Source organism: Thiovibrio sp. JS02, from assembly GCF_053485635.1.
In genome coordinates this window covers 2,052,384-2,071,025 of sequence record NZ_CM130715.1, presented here as the reverse complement: position 1 = coordinate 2,071,025, position 18,642 = coordinate 2,052,384, and the positions used below count along the sequence as shown (strand labels likewise).

Genomic DNA, 18,642 nt, shown 5'->3' with positions numbered 1-18,642 from the left:
CTGAGCCGGTCTTTGCTCCCTGGCGGATATTTGATTTCCGGTCCCACAGGGGAGGGCCGGGGTTAATTCAGGTAAAAGTACGCCTTGATTGTATGTCCAGCCGAGGTGACATTGTCAAATGTGTAACTGGTTATCGCGCCCTTGGCTTTTCCGTCAACAACCACCCGTCCCACCCGGTAGCCGGCATCCGGAGTAATGCTGAAGGTCAGACTGCCCCCCTTGCTTACGTCCACCGGGCCGGCCGGACTGATGGTGCCGCCGGCATAGGCGGTGGCCGTGATGGTGTAGGTCAGATCCTGGACAAAGGTGGCGTTGATGGTATGGTTGCCGGAGATATCATGGAAGGTGTAGCTGTTCCACAATACCTGCGGTTGGCCGTCAACGGTGAGGCTCGCCAGTTTGTACCCCGTATCCGGGACGATGGAATAGGTGAGATCGGTCCCGCCCATGGCCATGGTAGTCCCGGCCGGACTGATGGCGCCGCCGGCACCGGCAGTGGCCGAAACCGCGTAGCCGGGATTCGCGGCAAAGGAGGCGGATATGGTATGCGGCGCCCCGACATCGCTGAAGGTATAGGAACGCACGGCGCCCACCGGCACGTCATCGACCAGGAGCGCCTCAACGGTATAACCGGCAGCGGGAGTGATCGTGAAGGTCTGGGTTGCTCCCTGCGCCACCGAGACGGCGCCTGCTGGCGTGATACTGCCGTTTGCCCCGGACGTGGCGGTTATCTCATGGCTGATCACCTGGAAATACGCTTTGATGCTATGTCCATAAACGACATCCGTGAAGGTGTAGTTCGTGATGGCCCCGAGATTCCTGCCATCGACCAGCACCCGGCTGATCACATAACCGGGGGCGGGGGTGATGGTGAAGGTCTGGCTGCCGCCCTCGCGCACCACCACGTCCTCGGAGGGTGAGATGCCGCCCCCGTTGGAGGTGGTGGCCATGATCACATACCCGTCGGGGCTGAAGGAGGCCGTGATGGTATGGTCGGTGTGGACATCGTTGAAGGTGTGGGACGTCACCGCGCCCATGGATTCTCCGTCAACCAGCACCTCGGCGACCAGATAGTCGGGGTGCGGGGTGATGGTGAAGGTTTGCCCCGAGCCATATTCCACTGCCATATTGCCCTGGGGGCTGATCGTCCCTTTGGGGCCGGAAGTCGCCGTAATGGTGAGCGAGCCGATCTGCAGCCCGGTCACCTTGGCAGGGGTTGTCGCCATCGCACTGTTTTCGATGCCCAGTTGACCATACGCGTTATCGCCCCATGCCCAGAGAGTGCCATCCGCCTGCAGGGCCAGGGAATGCGCTGTTCCGGCGGCAAGAGAAAGCCAGCCGTTGTCCGCGCCTATCTGGACCGGGGCAGTGGCCGTCAGCGCATTGCCGACGCCAAGCTGTCCGTGCGTGTTGTCGCCCCAGGCCCACAAAGTTCCCCCGGTTTGAACGGCCATGGAATGGAAGGCGCCGGCCGCCGGGGAAACCCAGTTGTTCCCGCTTATCAGTACCGATTCCGTTTCGTTGAGGCCGGGATATCCGTTCAGCTGGCCATGGGTGTTTTCTCCCCAGGCCCAGAGGTTGCCGTTTGCCTGCAGAGCCAGGGTGTGGTTGGCCCCGGCCGCCACGGAAATCCAGGTAAAGCCGATCAGGGTCGGAGTGTGGCGATTGGCAAGGTCGCCGGTCGACAACTGCCCTTCGCCGTTTCTGCCCCAGGCCCAGACCGAGCCATCGGCCTTCAGGGCCAGGGAGTGGCCGGCGCCGGCGGCAACGGCGATCCAGTTGCTGTCCGTGGTTATCCTGGTTGGCGCTGTCCTCTCAAGAATATCTCCGGTACCCAGCTGCCCCTGGAGGTTGTCTCCCCAGGTCCAGAGCGAGCCGTCGGCCTTGAGGGCCATGCTGTGCCCGTTACCGGCCGCCACGGCGGTCCAGTTGTTGTCGGAACCGATTTGGGACGGTTCGAGGCGCGCCATGGTATCGCCTGCGCCCAGTTGGCCAGAACCGTTGGCGCCAAAGGACCAAAGGGTGCCGTCCGCCTGGATGGCCAGGGTATGCGCCTGCCCCGCCGCGGCGGCGGTCCAGTAGGAGCCCATGCCGATCTGGGTCGGGATTGTCCTGCCGCTGCTGTCTCCGGTGCCAAGCTGCCCGGCGCCGTTATCCCCCCATGCCCAGAGGGTGCCGTCCGATTGCAGGCCTATATTGAAATTCGCCCCGGCGGCAACGGCGGTCCATTTTTTTTCCTCCGAACCGACCCGGGTCGGCAGATAGCCGGGGGATGTATCTCCGGTGCCCAATTGCCCTTCAAGATTCCGGCCCCAGGTGCTGATGGTGCCGTCGTCCTGCAGCGCAATGACATGAAATCCTCCGGTGGCAACCGCAACCCATGTATTTTCCTGGCCGATCTGTTCCAGAGAGTTCAGGTAGCCCACCACACCAGTACCAAGCGGATAACCGCCATTGTTGCCGGTTTCCCAGAGCGTTCCGTCGGCGCGCAAGGCCGTGGTGAGAGCCGTGCCGGCTGAAACGGCGACCCAGCTGTTTTCGGTGCCAACCCGGGTGGGAGTAAGCCTGCTGATGGTGTCACCCGTGCCCAGAACACCATGGTCGTTCATTCCCCAGGTCCAGAGGCTGCCATCCGCTTTGATGGCAACGGTGTATAAAAATCCGGCAGCAACAGCCCTCCAGTCTGTCTCGTTGCCAACCTGGGTCGGCGAGATTTTGTCAACGGTATCTCCGCTGCCGAGTTGGCCATCGACGTTGGAGCCCCAGGCCCAGAGGGTGCCGTTTGCTTTCAGGGCCACGCTGTGAGTCGCCCCCGCTGCAACCGACAGCCAATCGTTATCCGTACCGATTCGGGTGGGGACATTTTTATTAAGATAAGTTCCCGTGCCCAGCTGGCCCTCTCCGCCGCGGCCCCAGGCCCAGAGGGAGCCATTCGCTTTGAGGGCCAGGGTATGGAGCTGATCGGTGCTGACGGATATCCAGTCGGAATCGGTGCCAACCTGGGTTGGCGCGGTTCTGTCGCTGGTATCTCCGGTGCCCAGAGTGCCGTAGGTTTTGTGCTGCGCGCCCCAGGCCCAGAGGGTGCCATTGCGACGGATGGCAAAGGAGTGATACAGCCCGCATGTCACGGCGAGCCAATCGTTTTCCATGCCGATCCGGGTCGGCACGCTTCTGTCGGTGGTGTCCCCTGTGCCCAGCTGGCCGAAGTTATTTTGTCCCCATGCCCAGAGGGAGCCGTCGGCCTTGACCATGAGGGTATGATAGAGATTGGCGGCAATCCGGCCGTTGCCGATCCTGCCGGCATGTTCGTTTTTTGCCGCCTGCGCCGGTAAAACCAGCATGAGCATCAGGAGGGGAACCAGGAGCAGTCCCCGGCCGCGCATCCATTGGTTTGTTTCTTCTTCTGTTTTTTTCATATTCTCTCTCCCTTGGTCATATTCTTTGGCCCCATCCCTAAAAAAGTAATGCCGTTAAAAAACGGCAAACCTCCCTGGCAGTGTTGAGAGCAAAATATGGGCCAGGGTGATGATGGGGGCTGGGCGGAGCATACTCGGGGGGCTACCGGAAAGCGTGTGGCTGACTGTGGTGATTAATCTGTTGAAAATCAATAAGATATTCTCTGGTTACGTTCTCGGGCCGGACGAGAGAAAGATGTTTGGCAAAGGGGGAGGAAAAAGATAACGACGGCGGATTGGGTTTTTTCCCCAATATTATGGTGGTGAAATACCCAAGGGCAACAGGGCTCTTTGTTTTTTTGCGATGGGAAAAGGGGGATCTGTGGGGCGGGATTTTACGCTTCTATTTCCCGTCGCACAGCTTTTGGATCAGTTGCAGGTCGAGCCAGGCCGCCTTTTTCAGCTCCGGGTTTTTCAGGAGGAAATCCGGGGAGAAGGTGGGCATCAGCGGTGTGCCCTTCAGGTCGTGGAACCTGCCGCGCAGATGGCTGAGCGGTTTTGGGGAGTGGAGCAATTTTTGGCTGGCCAGCGGACCCATGGCGCAGATGACCCTGGGGCGGAAGGCGGCGATCTCCCTGAGCAGGAAGGGAAGGCAGGCCTCGCCGGCGGCGGCGTCCGGCGGCTCCGGGCCATGGCACTTGACAAGGAAGGTCAGGCGCACGTTCTCTCTGCCCATGCCGATGGCTGCCAGCATCTTGTCGAGCAGGGCTCCGGCCTCGCCGCTGAAGGGGATGCCCAGCCGGTCATCCTCGGCCGAGGGGCTGTCGCCGACGATGAGAAGCTTGCCTTCCCGCGGCCCCGGCGGGCAGATTCCCTGGCCGCGGCTTTTGTGGCGCGGGCAGCGCCGGCAGGAGGCTACCTCCTCCGCCAGACCGGCAAGGGAGGCCGGGAGCGTTGCCGCACGAGGGGGCTGCGGTGCCGTCGCCTTGGTCCGGGCAACGGGCGGCGCGGGTTTGGGCGCCTGCGCTTTTGCCGGAGCCGCTTTTCCCTGGGCTTGGAGGAAGATTCGCAATTCCGGGGAGGCTGGGTATTCCTCAATGCCCAGGCAATGGTGGAAACGGAGCACCTTCCGCACCCCGAAGAGAAGCTCTTGGGCGCCAAGGGCGGAAAGCGGCTGTTCTGGCCTGGTTGCCTGTCTGGTTTCGTTGGTCATTGTTTCCGGCTTTGCAAAGTGTTTTTACATCTTATCCCCGGCAGGCGCAAAGGCCAATGCAAAAAAACAATTTCCGTCCCAGCCTGACCCGCTTGTGCATCCGGAAAAATTTCTCTACACTGTCTCTACACTGGATGTATCTCTTCTCTCGGGAATACCGCAGAACGAGGACACGGATTATGGATACCCTCACCGCCATCGAGACCAGACGGGCTGTTAAGCATTTCGATCCCAAGCATCGGATGGGCGAGGAGGAAATCGAAAAGCTCCTGGGCCTGGCTCTGAAATCGCCCACCGCCTTCAATATCCAGAATTGGCGGTTCGTGCTCCTCCGCGACCCGGCCCACCGGCGGGAGGTGCGCAAGGCGGCCTGGGACCAACCCCAGGTCACCGACGCCTCCCTGCTTGTCGTCCTCTGCGCCAATCTGAAAAGCTGGGAGCAGAACCCGGGCCGTTACTGGGTGAATGTCCCCAGGGAGATGCGGGATTTCATCGTGCCGGCCCTTGCTGCCTACTATCGCGGCAAGCCCCTGGTGGAGCGGGACGAGGCCATGCGCTCCTGCGGGCTTGCCGCCCAGACCCTAATGCTGGCGGCCAAGGCCATGGGCTATGATTCCTGCCCCATGGACGGTTTTGATTTTGAGGCGGTGGCCAAGCTGATCAATCTGCCCTCCGACCATGTCATTGCCATGTTCGTCGCCATCGGCAAGGGCACTCAGGAGGCATGGCCGCGGGGCGGTCAGCTGCCCCTGGACGAGGTGGTGATCGTCGATCGTTTTTAATTGTCTGACAGGGAGGAGCGACCATGCAGGAATTTCGGTTATGTCCCGCCTGCGGCTACGGCCGGGGGTTTCATCTGTTTTTCAAGGCGGAGGCCGATGGGGTCGGCCTGGGCCTGATCTGCCCCAACTGCGGCCAATCCTTCAGCCTGGGCTGGAAGGAGAAGGATATCTCCCTGCCGCTCATGCCGGTGCCGGAGACGGTCTTTGCCGAAAAGCAGTGAGCCGGCTGGCGGGAATAACTTTTTCGCTTACGGCACCCTGCAGCTTGCCGAGGTGATGACCCTGGCGACCGGCAGGATCCTGGCCGGAGAGCCCTCGGTCCTGGAGGGCTTCCGTCGCTGCGCCATCAGGAACGAATCCTATCCAGGCCTGCGCGGGGAAGCAGGCTGTCGCACCGATGGCATCCTCTACCGCGAGGTGGACGAAAAGTTCCTCGTCCTTCTCGATGCCTTCGAAGGGGAGCAGTATGAACGGCGGCAGGTGCTGGTGCGGACCGCGGATGGCCAAAGCCTGCCGGCGCATGTCTACGTCACCGCCCCGGATTTTCTTTCCTGCCTCTCCGGGGAAGGATGGGAACTTGCCTTTTTCCGACGGAAGCAGCTTGCCGCCTTTCTCGCCTCCCATGGGGGCTTTCGCCCCTGAGCCGTTGTTTTTACAGCGGCACCGTAATGGAGAGTTCCTTCCCCGTGCCGGACCAGAAGCCGGTCTTGCGCTTGATGCGCACCGTAACCGGCATGCCCTTTTTCTTGTACAGCATGATGATTTTCAAGTCGTCGATGTCGGCCACCGGTTCGTCATCCACCGCCAGGATCACATCCTTTTCCCGGATGCCTGCCTCCTTGCCCTTGCCCTGTTCGGAGAGCCCGGAAACCACTACGCCTTCCTCGCCGTCCGTGAGCATTACCCCGAGGACCGGGGGAGGCGGCAGTTCATCCGGCCTGCAGAAAATCAGATAGTCCGCCTCTTGCGGATTCGGCTCCGCGTCCTCGGCATTGAGGATGACGGCCTGGCGGATCCGCGGCAGGCGGCGCGCCACCCTGGGCGGGATCGCCGTATCCTTGACGGTATGACCCTGGCCGGCAATGACCACCATTCTCTGCTCCGGATTCGCGCTGAGGTAGTTGGCCACCGACTCGGCCATGGTTTCGTCCCAGAGGGCCTGGGCCTGGAAAAAACCGTTCACCTGCTCGGGCGTGGCGCCATGCTGGCCGTGCATGGTGAAGACGTCGGCAATCCGCTCCCGGTAGCCGGCAATGCTTAAATCCCGGTCAGCGGGCACCTTGGCGAGGTCCTCTTCCGTGAGGGCGGTGGTGGAACCCTCCTTGAAGATCTTGCTGACCCGCTCCTTTTCCTGGTTCAAGGCCACGATGGGGATCTGTTTTGCCCGGGCGAAGTTGATGATGTCCCGGTAAAAGCGGTAATCATAACCCCACCTGCTGAAGTAGCTCGACTTCTTGAGAAATTCCCATTCGTCGAATTCCCGGGCCAGGTAGCGGTCAAGAACCGGCTGCATGTCGCGGCTGAACATCTCCATGCCGATGGCGAGCTTCGGGTTTTCGGCAAAAAGGGCGCGGATGACCCTGAGCTGCAGGAGATGGTCGGCATAGCGGGTGTGATTCTCCCCCACATAAACCACCTGTTTGTCGGCAAGTTGGCGGGCGATGTCGGCAAAGGAAAGCGATTGCGGCAGGGCGAGGCCCACGGGCGGAGGATCGATGGCAAGGTGCTGGCCCTGCTCTGTCTCCGGCACACCCTTTTCGACGACGCGGCCCTTTTCGAAACGGAGAAAGCCGTATTTGCCGTAGTGGATGAGCTTCTGGCCGGCAGCCGCGGTTTCCCCGGCATTTGCCGAAGAGATCAGCACCGCGACCGTGGCGGGGTTGAGGGGGTTCTGCCGCGCATCCAAGGTAAAGCCGGTGGGCGGGGGCGGCGGCCCGGCAAAAAGGGAGCGGGCCAGCCGGCTGGAGGTGCCCAGGAAAAGGACGGATTTTTCAGCCACTTCCTTGTCCGTCACTTCGTTTGCCGGTTTGGTCGGGCATTCCATGGCCGAAAGTATTTCGAGCAGGGGGGCATAGGCCTCTTCTTCTTCGGCGGCAGGCAGGATGGCCAGCTTCTCCCGGGCTCCGGCGAAACGGGACCAGGTCGGCGGCAGCTCTTTTTCGGTAAGCTCCCGCATCAGATCGTAATCGGGGTCAAGGACCAGCAGGGTGGGCGAGTCGTCCAGGGAGAGCTCTGTCCTGGATTCCGTCTCGGTGAGCACAATTTCATGCAATTCGCTGCCGGTCGGGGTGATGATCTTCAGCGGCACGGTCAGTTGGTAGGGCTCCTTCTGGAGTTGTTTGACGGTGAGGGCAAGCCGCGGCCGGCCCTCTTCTTCCGTGAGATCCTCCACGCTTACCTTGAGCCTGGGGAGATCGGCGCGGTTGAGCCACTGGCTGAAAAAGGCGCTGAGATCCTGGCCGGAGCTTCTGGCGAAACTCTCTTCAAGATCCTGCCAGCTTGCCCGTTTGAAGCGCAATCGCGCGCAGAAATCCCGGAGGCCGGCGGTAAAGGCCGCGTCGCCGATTCGCTTGAAGAGCATGTGGAAGAGCATGCTGCTCCTGCCATAGCCCACCGCGCGCAACTCCTTGCCCAGGGGGTCGAGATGGCTGACCCCGCCGGTGAAATCCCTGAGGGCGATGGTGTTTTCCGGCCCCACATAACTCTGGTAGTTGATGAGCTGCTGCCGGCGAAATTCCTCATCCTCGCCCCTGTCGTGGGCAAAGGCCTGGTCGGCCAGATAGGTGGTCAGGCCTTCACACCAGTTGCCGGAGGCATAGTCGATGAACACCGAGTTACCGAGCCAGCTGTGCAGGATCTCATGGCCCAGGGAAGTGTCGGTGATAAAGGGCAGGCGCACCACCGCCTGGCCGAGCAGGGTGAAGGTGGGCATGGCATAGCCGGTGGGCAGCCGGTTTTCGACAATGGCGAAGCGCTTGTACGGGTAAGGGCCGAGCAGTTCCTGGTAGCGCGCCAGATAGGCCAGGGCCTTTCGGCGGTACTCGGCGGCAAGCTCCTGGTCCTCGGCAAAGAAGTAGGAGTAAAGGGTCTGGCCGTTGCCGAAGGGCTCCCGGGTCACGACATAGGGGCCGGCGATCAGGTCGAGACCGCCCAGCGGGTGGGGAAAGTGAAAGCGGACCTCCTTGCTTTCGCCGGCAACGGTGCTGGTGGTCTCCTCCGCTTCGGAAACGGCTTCGAAATTTTTCGGCACTTCGGCGGTGAGGGTAAAGAGGCAATCGAGATTAAGCCGCGGGTGCCAGGCGCCGGTGAGGGCGATGGCGTCGGGGCCGATGAGCCCGTCCGCGCTTACGCCCGGCGCATAGGTTTTCTGGTAGCTGAGTTGAAGGATCTGTTCCTCGTCCCTGGCCGGCAGCAGGAGATGCTCCGCCGTCGGCAGCGGGCCGCCGTTCAGGGTCAGGCTGGAGACCGCCAGCCCGGTGAGATTGAGGGAATACTCCTGGCCGGCAGGGAGAATGAGCCTTGCCGTGCCGGTCAGGGTGTGGCGCGGCAGATCGAAGCTGACATGAAGTTCCTGGCGGGGCGGGTATGTCTGGCCGGCATGGACTGCTCCTGGCATGGCGGTCAGCAGCAGGCAGGCAAGGAGGACAAGAAGCGAAAACGGCCGCTCATGCCGCGACCGGCCGCAGGTTTTCCTGTTCGCATAATCTGTTGAGGGAAGCCAGAGCTGTTTCTGCACGGTATTGACCTCGTAGTTTTTTTGGCATTTTTTTACTGAAGGCCGGAAAGAGCCCGAAATTGATATTGGAGGGCTGGAAGTGGCTGGGATCTGTTTTGGTCAGGTGATTGCTCAGGGCGCCCAGCGCGGTTTCGGCTGGCAGAACAAGGCAGGACGACCCCGCGGCAAGACGGGCGGCGTTGATGCCGGCCAACAATCCCATGGCGGTCGATTCCACATAGCCTTCCACCCCGGTGATCTGGCCAGCCAGGAAGAGGTCGGGCCGGCGGGCAAGCTGCAGGGAGGGAAGCAGCACCTTGGGGGCGCAGACAAAGGTGTTGCGATGGATGCTGCCGAGGCGGGCGAACTCCGCCTGGCCCAGACCGGGGATCAGGCGGAACACCGCCTTTTGCGCCGCATAGGTGAGCTTGGTCTGGAACCCCACCATATTGTACAGCAGCCCTTCCTTGTTCTCCATGCGAAGCTGCACGACGGCGTACGGGTCACGGCCGGTTGCGGGGTCGGGCAGGCCCACCGGCTTCATGGGTCCGAAGCGCAGGGTCTCCTCGCCTCGCTCCATCATGACCTCGATGGGCAGGCAGCCCTCGAAGTATTTCCGTTCCTCGAACTCCTTGAGAGGCACCTTGTCGGCCGCGCGCAGGGCGGCAATGAAGGCCTGGTATTCCTCCCGGTTCATTGGACAGTTCAGATAATCACCCGGGCCGTCATCGTAGCGGGAAGCCCGGTAGATGATGCCCATGTCCAGGGAGTCGGCGTGGATAATGGGAGCGATGGCGTCGTAAAAGGCCAGGTGTTCCTCGCCGGTAAGCGCTGCCAGGTCCTGGGCCAGCGGGGTGGAAGTGAGGGGGCCGGTGGCGAGAATGATGGGGGCTTTGCCCGCCGGCGGAATTTCGACGAGCTCGCGGCGGTGCAAGCTGATCCGTGGATGGTTTTCAATTTTTTCCGTGATGAATCTGGCAAAGAGAGCGCGGTCCACGGCAAGCGCCTTGCCGGCCGGCACCCGGGTCTGGTCGGCCGCCGCCATGATCAGGGAGCCCAGGCGGCGCATCTCCTCCTTGAGGAGCCCGACCGCGGAGGATACATCGGCCGCGCGCAGGGAATTGCTGCAGACCAGTTCGGCGAGACAGGGCGATTCATGGGCCGGGCTGTACTTTTCCGGCTTCATCTCGAAGAGGGCCACGGAAATGCCGCGTTGAGCAACCTGCCAGGCGGCCTCGCAGCCGGCCAGGCCGCCGCCGATGATGGTGATTTCAGTGTTCACGGACTTGAGGGATCGGCTGTTGGATATTGTGCGGAGAAAAGACTCATTTTCATTAGACACCCGAAAGGGAAAAAGGTTCTTCCGCCGTCAACATCCAACAGCCGCGGGGAACAAAGGCGGTTCAGCGAATGCCCAGTTCCTTCTTGATGGCGTCAACGACCACATCGCTGGAGGTGCCGGTGATGGTTTTCAGCATGCCCTTCTTCTCATAGAAGCCGGCCAGAGGGGCGGTTTTTTCGTTGTAGGTGTCCAGGCGATGGCCGATGGCCTCTTCGGTTTCATCCTCGCGCTGCACGGCGGGGCTGCCGCACTTGTCGCAGATGCCTTCCTTCTTGGGCGGATTGCTCTTGATGTTGTAGATGGCCTGGCAGGCGGCGTTGGAGCAGGTCCTTCTGGTGCAGAGGCGGTCAAAGATCACGTCGCGGGGCACGTCGATGGCCACGACCATGTCCAGCTTGATGTTCAGCTTGTCGAGAAGCCCGGTCAGGGCCTCGGCCTGGGGAATGGTGCGGGGGAAGCCGTCCAGCAGAAAGCCCTTGGCGCAATCGGGCTCCTGCAATCTTTTCTCCATGATGCCCATGATCAGGGCATCGGGAACCAGGTCACCGCGCTTCATGTAGCCCTCGGCTTCCTTGCCCAGGGGGGTGCCGGCCTGTACGGCGCCGCGAAGGATGTCGCCGGTGGAGATCTGGACGGAGCCGTCGATGGCGGTGAGCATTTTCGCCACGGTACCCTTGCCGGCGCCAGGGGCGCCCAAAAGAATCAGTTTCATGGTGTTTCTCCTTGTTTCGGATATTGAATGGATGGGATGATAACGGGGTTGCGCGAGCGCAATGATTTTGCGCTGTTTTCTTCGCCGGCGGCAGCACCAGGCCGGGCCGCAAATATACACGATTTATCCATCCGATGATAGCGCAAAACGATTCTGTTTTGCAAAGGCGATATTTTTCGCGAAAACCAAGAGTCATTGCCATGCTCTTATTTTTTGTGAGATCATGGAGGATCGACGGCATCTTGACAAGCCGGCAAAAGGGATTATTTTTTTAGTCAATCAGGGGATATATCCTTTTAAATCAAGCTGTTAACTGATTTTTTTAAGGAGGCTTCTTATGGCAATTGTACGGTTTGGCGATCAGAAATTTTTCAGAAATCCCTGGGCGGATTTTGAAAGAATGCGTCGGGAGCTGGATGCCCTCTTCCAGGGAGGAGTGACGGATTTCGGCGGGCGGCTCGTACCCACGGTCTTTCCGGCCTTAAACATCTCCGAGGATGCAGCCAATCTCTATGTGCGCGCCGAAATCCCGGGGGTGCCCGCGGAGCGGATCGAAATTTCCATGGAAGGGGATACCCTGACCATAAGCGGGGAACGGCAAATCTGCCCGGTCGAGGAGAAACTCTCCTACCACCGGCGGGAACTGGAGTGCGGTCGTTTCAGCCGCGCCGTAAGCCTGCCGGCCAAGGTGCAGCCGGACAGGGTCGAGGCCACCGTGGTGGACGGCATCGTCACCATCACCCTGCCCAAGGCGGAGGAGGCCAAGCCCCGCCAGATCAAGGTCAATGCCGGCTAAGAGCGGCGAATTCGCGGGTAAAAAGCTATTGCTTTTCAGGAGGTAAGGCTTATGACGGAAAAAGAGATGCAGGTTCAGCAGAAAAAAGAAGTGCAGCAGGCCGGGGAGCCCACCACGGAGGAGAAGTTTTACGTCCCTGCCGTGGATATCTTTGAAACGGTCGAGGCGGTGCATGTTCTCGCCGAAATGCCCGGCGTGGCCAAGGATGGGGTGCAGGTGCAGCTCGAAGAGGGAACCCTGACCATCAGAGGAATGATAACCTCCCGGGAGCAGGAGGGGGAAACGGTGCTCATCAGGGAGTTTGAGCGAGGCAATTATCTGCGCCGATTCAGCGTCGCCGAGAGCATTGATCAGGAGAAAATCCAGGCAAAGATGGCGGACGGCGTCCTCACCCTGGTCCTGCCCAAGGTGGAACCTGCCAAGCCCCGCAGGATCGAGGTGAAAGGGGCCTGAGCATTTTTCTTCTCTAAATGCAGGCAAAGGCCGTCCTTCAAGGGGCGGCCTTTGCCTGTAGTTATTTTTCCTCCGTGATCTCGATGCATTTTTCCGGGCACATGGCGGCGGCCAGGTGCAGGGATTCGCTGCATTCCACCTTTCCATCCCTGGGTTCCGCCTTTCCCAGGGCCTCGTTCATCCGGAAAATCTCCGGGCAGATTTCCACGCAGGTTTCACAGCTGTTACAGCGGTAGGTGTCGATGGTAACGTGGCAGATCATGGCTGCTCCTTGTGGGGGGCAAAGAAAAAAACAAAGGCCATTTCCGGGAGGGGGAAATGGCCTTTGTCCGTCGCCAAAGGCGACTTAAGGAAGGAGAGGGAAGAAACAAGGTGAAAAAGTTTTGAAGAAGGAGGGAGCTTCTTTTTTCTCACGTTGCTTTTAATTTTAAGACCACCCGTGTCCGGGAAAAGTTCCCGCTTTTTTTAAAAAATAATTTTTTCTTTAAAAATCCTCGAATTCCTTGTCGTCCATGGGGATGATATCGTTGGGGTTGCGGCTTTGCGCCGGTGCCTTGATTGCTTTTGCGCCGGGCGTCGCGGGCAACGTTTTTACTTTCACCGGCGGGGAGCCGGGTTTGGCAGCCGCGGCAGGGGTACCCTGGAACCTGCGCTCATCCCGGGCCGGGGCTTTGGGGCCTTGTTGGCGCGAATAGCCGGAGAATTGAAGCAATTCAGCGACAGCACCCTTCATCATTTCCGACTGGGCGGAAAGTTCTTCCGAGGCGGAAGCGGATTCTTCCGCAGCCGCGGCGTTGGCCTGGGTCACCTGATCGATCTCGTGGATCGCCTGGGTCACCTGATCGATGGCCCTGGCCTGCTCGGAGGCGGAACCCGCGATTTCCGCGATGATGGTGCCGATGCGGGAGGTGGAGAGGGAAACCGCGGAGAAGGATTCGCTCGTTTCGCTGACCAGTGCGGAGCCGGTCTCCACTTTGTGCATGGTGCCTTCGATCAGGGTCGAGGTATTGCGTGCCGCCTCGGCCGCGCGCATGGCCAGGTTGCGCACCTCGTCGGCCACCACCGCGAAACCGGCGCCGGCCTCCCCGGCCCGGGCAGCCTCCACCGCTGCGTTCAAGGCAAGCAGGTTGGTCTGGAAGGCGATCTCGTCGATGGTCTTCACGATTTTCTGGGTTTCCCTGCTGGCAGCGGAGATTTCCTCCATGGAGGTGGTGAGTTTTTTCATGGACTCGTCGGCGGCGCCGATCACCTGATTCGCCTCTTTCATCAGATTGTCGGCCTGGCGGACGTTATCCGCATCCTGTTTGATCATGGAGCCGACCTCTTCCAGGGAGGCGGAAGTCTGCTCCACGGCGGCTGCCTGCTCCGAGGCGCCTTCCGCCAGGGATTGGCTGGAGGAGGAAACCTCGGCGGCCGCGGCGGTCACCTGGGCGGCGCCGTCGCCCAGGGTAAGACTGATCTTCCCGAGGCTTGCGGAAACCCCCCGGCTGAGAAAAAAGGCCAGCAGCCCGCCGCAGAGGAGGGCGGCCGCGCCCAGGCCCAGGGCGATCCGGCCCAGCAGGGTGGCGGACTCCTTGGTTTGCATGGTTTCCTGCCCGGCCGCCGCCTTGACGTCATTGAGCAGTTCGTCCAGGAGAGGCTCCATGGTCTTGGCGGTTTTCCGCACGGCAAGGACGGTGGCCATCCGTTCATTGCCGACCGGAGCTGCGAGCATGGCGTCAAAGGCTTTCTCGTAATCGGCGGCCAGGGTCTGAAGTTTTTGGGTTGCTTCCAGCAGCTTGTCATGGCCGGCCTTTTTCGCCACTGCCGCGATGGTGTCCATTTCGTCCTGGAAATTGGCGATGTCGTTGTGCGCCTCCTTGCTCAGGAGTTCATCGTCGGCGTACAGCAACATTTTTTCGTTTTGGCGGCAATGGATCAGGGAAATCTTGGCGGCGCCGGTGTGCAGGGCGATGGTCAGCTCCTGTTCGATGAGGCTGGTGAATTCCGTCGTGGTCGAGGAGAGCGTGAACTGATAGATGCCGGTAAGCAGCAGGATCAGCAGCAGCATCACTGCGAATCCGGCGCCGATCTTTTTGCCGATAGTTGTCTGTTTTCTGGCCATCTCTTCCCTTCATGTTAACGTGGTTTGATAATATTGTGGCGCCCTGCCGGCAAAGGGACGGGTGCCGCCTGGAAATCTGGCGGAGTTGTGTCCTTGCCGGCAGGGCGTCGCCGGAAAGTGCGTTTCCGGCGCAAAGCGGAGCGTTATTTATTCCAGGGGAAAACCGATGTAGTAAACGCCGATGATTTCGCCGCCGGCGTTTTTGATGGGCTCATAGCCGGTGTCGTAAAGTTTGCCGAGAATGTCGACGATTCCGTAGTATGCCTTGTCCTGGCGAATGGCCGCGATTGCGGGACCGCTGGGGTCGAGCGGGGTGCCGATGGCGCGTTTGCCATCTTTCATCACATTGGTGCTGATCCGGACAAAGGCATCCCCTTTCTTTACGAAGAAGGTGGCCGTGCCGCCGAATCTGGCCTTCAGGGAATCGACAAGCTCATAGTTTTCGTTCATCCTGTTGGCGCCGAAGAAGAGCGAAGAGCCGTCACTGGTGGGGGTGCCGAGTTTGGCGGCGTCCTCTTTCATGGCGGCCATGGCCGTTTTGATCTTTGGCGAAAATTCCGTTTCCGCCGCGGCCTGCATGGCCCCTGCCAGCATCAGTCCGAGGGTGATCAGCACCAGCACCGGTTTCATCATGGGTTTTCCAACAACTCGCATCGCATACCTCCTGTTTGGTTTATTTCCTGTGTACCCCTCACACCCTTTTGTCGGCGGATTTGTATTGAACCGACACCGCCATGGTAGCGAAAAAAAGAGGGGAAAGTCAATGCGGCTTTCCGACGCAGATAGGAAAAATTCTCTTTTGCAGGATCAGCGGTCTCTACAGGAAAAGGAGATTGATCAGCCCGATGAGAAAGCCGAGAAGGCCGCCGAAGAGGTTGATGTACCTGAACTGTTCCTCCATGATGGAAAGAAGCAGGCCCTCCAGGCTGAGGATATCCAGGGAGTTCACCTTGCGGGCGACCACCTGCTGGATGTTGAGGGAGTCCACCAGGTCGGGAACCTCGCGGATCAACAGGGAGCTCACCTGATCGAGGAGGTAGTCGCTGATGCCGTTTTGCACCTCTTGGGGCAGGAAGGCGGCAAGCGGGCCAATGGGGGCGGCAAGCAGTTTTTCCTCAATCAGTTCCACAACCAGGGCGTCCAGAAGGCGTTTGCTCTTCGGGGCGCGGAGGAGGGCGACAATCTCCCGGGCGGTCCACTCCCTGCCCCGGGTCAGCGCCTCGGCGCCGAAGAGGTCGATGAGGATTGCGGCAAGGGGGCGTTCCTGTTGACCGGCAAGGCTCTTGTCGATGAGTTCCCGGAGCGCCTTGCCGATTGCCGGACTCCTGAGTCCTGCTATGAGGAGGTCGGCAAGCCAGGTGCGGGCCTGGCTGATTTTTTCATCTTCCACCCCGGCCAGCAGCTCCCGCAGCGGGGTGGCCAGGAATTGCCGGGTCTTTTCCCGCAGGAGCGCGGCGACTTTTTCCTGCACCGCGTCGTCCAGCAGCCAGCCGGCAAGGTCATGTCCCTTGTCCGCCAGGTAGGCGCGCACCTTCTGGTCGATCAACTCCGGGGAGACAAAGCTGCCGAGCAGGGCGGCCATGGGGCCAAGGGAACCGGTGAATTTCTGGATGGCGCCGGTGATGGCGCGGGCAATGCGATCCTGCATCGCCGGTTCGCCGAGGTGTGCGGCAAGCTGGCGCAGGAGCCTGGGCGTTTCCGCCTCCAGCCGGGCAAGCAGCGCCTCCTGCAGGGCGGCCGGGAGAAGATCCCGCGGGCGTCCTCCCGTTTTGAGAAAGGTGGCGAGCTTCTCTTCGACCAGATCCCGGACCAGCGCATGCAGGCCCGGGCTGGCCAGGAAGCGGTCAAGAGTTTCCTGCGCCATGGCCCCCAGGTGCGCGCGACTCGCAAGGGGAAGAATGTCGCCCGCCTCCCGGGCCAGGAAGAGATCCAGTTGTTTTTGAATCGAGGCGCCAAGGAGAGCGGCGACCTGCTCGCCGTCCAGATGGGCGTGGAGATGCTTGAGAAAGCGCCAGCGCAGAATCTTGATCCCCACCGTGAAATAGGAGCGGAAACGCTCCGGAACCAGGCTTGCCACCGGGCCCAGATCCCGGGCCAGGGTCTGGGCTATTCTGTTGTCGAGCAGTTGCTGAAGCTCGAACTGAAAGCCTTCCTGGCCGAGGGCATGGCGGACATCCTCGCTGGTGAGCAGGTGGCGGCCCACCATCTTGCCGATATTTTCGGCAAGTTCATGGCGTTTTGCCGGAATCACTCCAGGCGTCATCGGCAGGCGCAGGCCGAAAATCCGCCAGGGCGTGAGTGGCCGGAAGAGCATGCGGATCGCCACATGGTTGGTGGCGTAGCCGATGAAGGCGCCCACCAGGGGAGGGGCCAGATAGGTGAGAAGGGACATGGCTCAGATCCTGGGGCGCGGAAAGGAAAGCATCAGTCGCGGCTGATCACCCGGCCCAGGGTTTCATCCACGGCCAGGGCCTGGCGCATTCGGTCGGCGAGGAACTCCTCGCTCAGATAGAGGCGGTTTTCTTCGATGATTTTGCAGAGGGCCGTAATTTCGCAAGATTCAGCAAGTTCGTTGATTTTGCGCAGATTTTCGACAAAACTGTCGACGATGCGGCGGCCCTCGCCGCCGGTGGCCATGATTTCCGCGTAGGTACGCGGGTTCTGGCTGTGCACCCTGGCCATGGAGAGAATGGAGTAGAGCGAGGTCAGGGTGGAATGGCTGCCGATCTGATCCGGCGCGATCCTGTTTTCCTTGAGGGCCATGGCCAGGGCCACGGAGATGGAGGTGGGCAGTTTCTGGCTCACGCCCATCATCAGGTCGTGTTCGCCGGGAGTATCGATGGAAATGATGGTGCCGTGCTTGTAGAGAAAGGCCTCGAACTCGCTGCTCAGCATGCCGGAGCGGGGCGTGCGCACCACCGAGGCGTTCTTGTCCTTCATGCTGGCGGCCTTGGGGCCCCAGAGGTTATGGACCAGGAGCACCTCGACGCCTTCCCGGGTATGGGCCAGGGCGGTATTGATCACGTTTTCCGCCTCGCCGGCCAGGAGGATCAGGGCCTGATTTTCCCTGAGCAGGGGGCCGAATTCCTTGATGCTGGCCGGCGTTGCGCTGATCGGTACGCAGATCACCACCACGTCGACCTGGGGGATCATTTCCGCCGGCTTGATTTTGCTGCTGCGGCCGGTGATCACGGTTTCATAGCCTTCGCTTTTCAAGCGGTCGGCGAACCAGAGGCTCATTTCGCCGCTGCCGATGAAACCGAAACGCTTGATGTGCTTGGGCCGCATGTCCACTCGGGGGTAGCTGCCCAGTACCTTCACCGAGCCGGGTTCCTGGATGACCTGGGTTTCAATGCGGGTAAGGGCCTGACGGACCCCCTCATCCTCCATGTGGCCTTCCAGTTCAATGAAGAACCGCAGTTTCTGGCTCTTGGGGTCGGTTTCGGTCTGCATGTCCAGCAGGTTGATGCTGCGTTTGGCGAACTCCCCCAGGAGGTCCATCAGAATGCCGACCCGGTCCTTGATCGGAGTGGTGACGAGGGCCGTGGCGTCGTAGCCGCTGCGCCCGGCAGGACTCAGGCCGAGGACGACGTAGCGGGTCTGGTTGTGGGGGGCGATCTCCCGGGCGCGAATCTTGAGGCCGTAAGCCTTGAGCGCCTCTTCCGTTTCGATTATCCCGTGGTCGCAAAGTCCCTTGCCGGTGATTCCCGCGACGGTCGCATCCAGATCGGGCGCCGCCACCAGGGTTGCCTGGGGAAAGGTCGTGGCAATATACTCTTCGCACTGGCGAAGAACCTCGCTCTTGCCGAGCAGGGTGGTAAGTGGCGTGTCGGTGTCGAGTCCGCCCAGGGAGAGATGGCTGGGCAGGACGATGTTGTCCCGCCAGAACCCTTTGCCTGCGGATCTGATCAGGCGGCCGGTCTCGTGGTTCTGCCCGGTGCGGGTATTGTAGAACGGCAGCAGGGCGAAATCGGCCTTTCCCTCGGTGAATGCCTGCATGACCGCGGTAAGGCTGGCAAAAAGGCTGATCGCCGCGGCAGGGTTGTATTGGCGGGCGGCCTGCCAGGCATGGGAGCCCCGTGGCCCGAGGGTGGCTATGGAAACCATGGTGAACTATCCGTGCATAAGGT

Annotated in this window: 15 protein-coding genes; 5 read left to right on the top strand and 10 right to left on the bottom strand. The window is 60.9% G+C overall.

The window, feature by feature from the left end; all coding sequences use genetic code 11:
• Positions 1-62 precede the first annotated feature (62 nt).
• A complete protein-coding gene (locus tag ACUUL3_RS09540; protein WP_448550774.1) occupies positions 63-3,416 on the bottom strand; it encodes an RCC1 domain-containing protein in 3,354 nt (1,117 codons plus the stop codon).
• A gap of 382 nt (positions 3,417-3,798) precedes the next feature.
• Positions 3,799-4,608 carry a uracil-DNA glycosylase gene (locus ACUUL3_RS09535; RefSeq protein WP_448550772.1) on the bottom strand — a complete coding sequence of 270 codons (810 nt, stop codon included), beginning with the start codon at positions 4,606-4,608 and terminating at the stop codon, positions 3,799-3,801.
• A 179-nt stretch (positions 4,609-4,787) separates the two neighbouring features.
• Here ACUUL3_RS09535 and ACUUL3_RS09530 point away from each other — a divergent pair, with 179 nt between their 5' ends.
• From ACUUL3_RS09530 to ACUUL3_RS09520, 3 genes are read left to right on the top strand one after another with little or no spacing between them, the layout of a single operon-like run.
• A complete protein-coding gene (locus tag ACUUL3_RS09530; RefSeq protein ID WP_448550770.1) occupies positions 4,788-5,390 on the top strand; it encodes a nitroreductase family protein in 603 nt (200 codons plus the stop codon).
• Between the two features lie 23 nt (positions 5,391-5,413).
• On the top strand, positions 5,414-5,611 hold the full coding sequence (locus ACUUL3_RS09525; protein WP_448550769.1) for a hypothetical protein: 198 nt from the start codon (positions 5,414-5,416) through the stop codon (positions 5,609-5,611).
• On the top strand, positions 5,595-6,032 hold the full coding sequence (locus ACUUL3_RS09520; protein ID WP_448550767.1) for a gamma-glutamylcyclotransferase family protein: 438 nt from the start codon (positions 5,595-5,597) through the stop codon (positions 6,030-6,032). The genes ACUUL3_RS09525 and ACUUL3_RS09520 overlap by 17 nt, the downstream gene beginning before the upstream one ends.
• Positions 6,033-6,042: 10 nt before the next feature.
• Here ACUUL3_RS09520 and ACUUL3_RS09515 read toward each other — a convergent pair whose 3' ends face one another.
• The 3 genes from ACUUL3_RS09515 to ACUUL3_RS09505 all read right to left on the bottom strand — a co-directional run bounded on the left by ACUUL3_RS09515 (position 6,043) and on the right by ACUUL3_RS09505 (position 11,159).
• Complete coding sequence (locus ACUUL3_RS09515; RefSeq protein WP_448550765.1) at positions 6,043-9,126, bottom strand: ChaN family lipoprotein; 3,084 nt, start codon at positions 9,124-9,126, stop codon at positions 6,043-6,045.
• Positions 9,056-10,387, bottom strand: a complete 1,332-nt coding sequence (trmFO, locus tag ACUUL3_RS09510) for a methylenetetrahydrofolate--tRNA-(uracil(54)-C(5))-methyltransferase (FADH(2)-oxidizing) TrmFO (RefSeq protein WP_448550763.1) — start codon at positions 10,385-10,387, stop codon at positions 9,056-9,058. The genes ACUUL3_RS09515 and trmFO overlap by 71 nt, the downstream gene beginning before the upstream one ends.
• A gap of 121 nt (positions 10,388-10,508) precedes the next feature.
• Positions 10,509-11,159, bottom strand: coding sequence for an adenylate kinase (locus ACUUL3_RS09505; protein ID WP_448550762.1), 651 nt, complete (start codon positions 11,157-11,159; stop codon positions 10,509-10,511).
• A gap of 337 nt (positions 11,160-11,496) precedes the next feature.
• Between ACUUL3_RS09505 and ACUUL3_RS09500 the strand changes: the two genes are divergently transcribed.
• Together ACUUL3_RS09500 and ACUUL3_RS09495 are read left to right on the top strand one after the other, a co-directional pair.
• Positions 11,497-11,955: an Hsp20/alpha crystallin family protein gene (locus tag ACUUL3_RS09500; RefSeq protein ID WP_448550761.1), complete on the top strand. Its 459-nt coding sequence runs from the start codon at positions 11,497-11,499 to the stop codon at positions 11,953-11,955.
• Between the two features lie 51 nt (positions 11,956-12,006).
• On the top strand, positions 12,007-12,408 hold the full coding sequence (locus ACUUL3_RS09495; RefSeq protein ID WP_448550760.1) for an Hsp20/alpha crystallin family protein: 402 nt from the start codon (positions 12,007-12,009) through the stop codon (positions 12,406-12,408).
• A 61-nt stretch (positions 12,409-12,469) separates the two neighbouring features.
• On the opposite strand, the gene ACUUL3_RS09490 is transcribed toward ACUUL3_RS09495, so the two are convergent.
• The 5 genes from ACUUL3_RS09490 to ACUUL3_RS09470 form a co-directional block, all read right to left on the bottom strand.
• Complete coding sequence (locus ACUUL3_RS09490) at positions 12,470-12,670, bottom strand: ferredoxin (protein WP_448550759.1); 201 nt, start codon at positions 12,668-12,670, stop codon at positions 12,470-12,472.
• A gap of 222 nt (positions 12,671-12,892) precedes the next feature.
• The gene (locus ACUUL3_RS09485) at positions 12,893-14,512 is read right to left on the bottom strand and encodes a methyl-accepting chemotaxis protein (RefSeq protein WP_448550758.1); all 1,620 of its coding nucleotides are present in this window, start codon (positions 14,510-14,512) and stop codon (positions 12,893-12,895) included.
• A 147-nt stretch (positions 14,513-14,659) separates the two neighbouring features.
• Positions 14,660-15,166 (bottom strand): Cache 3/Cache 2 fusion domain-containing protein, encoded by a 507-nt coding sequence (locus ACUUL3_RS09480; RefSeq protein ID WP_448550757.1) that lies wholly within the window; start codon positions 15,164-15,166, stop codon positions 14,660-14,662.
• 163 nt (positions 15,167-15,329) lie between these two features.
• Complete coding sequence (locus ACUUL3_RS09475; RefSeq protein WP_448550756.1) at positions 15,330-16,904, bottom strand: DUF445 family protein; 1,575 nt, start codon at positions 16,902-16,904, stop codon at positions 15,330-15,332.
• A 32-nt stretch (positions 16,905-16,936) separates the two neighbouring features.
• Positions 16,937-18,619, bottom strand: coding sequence for a prephenate dehydratase domain-containing protein (locus tag ACUUL3_RS09470; RefSeq protein WP_448550755.1), 1,683 nt, complete (start codon positions 18,617-18,619; stop codon positions 16,937-16,939).
• Positions 18,620-18,642 lie beyond the last annotated feature (23 nt).

Coding starts and splice junctions, on each gene's coding strand:
- ACUUL3_RS09480 (WP_448550757.1), bottom strand. CDS start 15,166: ATGCGAGTTGTTGGAAAACCCATGATGAAACCGGTGCTGGTGCTGATC.
- ACUUL3_RS09535 (WP_448550772.1), bottom strand. CDS start 4,608: ATGACCAACGAAACCAGACAGGCAACCAGGCCAGAACAGCCGCTTTCC.
- ACUUL3_RS09490 (WP_448550759.1), bottom strand. CDS start 12,670: ATGATCTGCCACGTTACCATCGACACCTACCGCTGTAACAGCTGTGAA.
- ACUUL3_RS09540 (WP_448550774.1), bottom strand. CDS start 3,416: ATGAAAAAAACAGAAGAAGAAACAAACCAATGGATGCGCGGCCGGGGA.
- ACUUL3_RS09470 (WP_448550755.1), bottom strand. CDS start 18,619: ATGGTTTCCATAGCCACCCTCGGGCCACGGGGCTCCCATGCCTGGCAG.
- ACUUL3_RS09530 (WP_448550770.1), top strand. CDS start 4,788: ATGGATACCCTCACCGCCATCGAGACCAGACGGGCTGTTAAGCATTTC.
- ACUUL3_RS09525 (WP_448550769.1), top strand. CDS start 5,414: ATGCAGGAATTTCGGTTATGTCCCGCCTGCGGCTACGGCCGGGGGTTT.
- ACUUL3_RS09500 (WP_448550761.1), top strand. CDS start 11,497: ATGGCAATTGTACGGTTTGGCGATCAGAAATTTTTCAGAAATCCCTGG.
- ACUUL3_RS09485 (WP_448550758.1), bottom strand. CDS start 14,512: ATGGCCAGAAAACAGACAACTATCGGCAAAAAGATCGGCGCCGGATTC.
- ACUUL3_RS09505 (WP_448550762.1), bottom strand. CDS start 11,159: ATGAAACTGATTCTTTTGGGCGCCCCTGGCGCCGGCAAGGGTACCGTG.
- ACUUL3_RS09475 (WP_448550756.1), bottom strand. CDS start 16,904: ATGTCCCTTCTCACCTATCTGGCCCCTCCCCTGGTGGGCGCCTTCATC.
- ACUUL3_RS09495 (WP_448550760.1), top strand. CDS start 12,007: ATGACGGAAAAAGAGATGCAGGTTCAGCAGAAAAAAGAAGTGCAGCAG.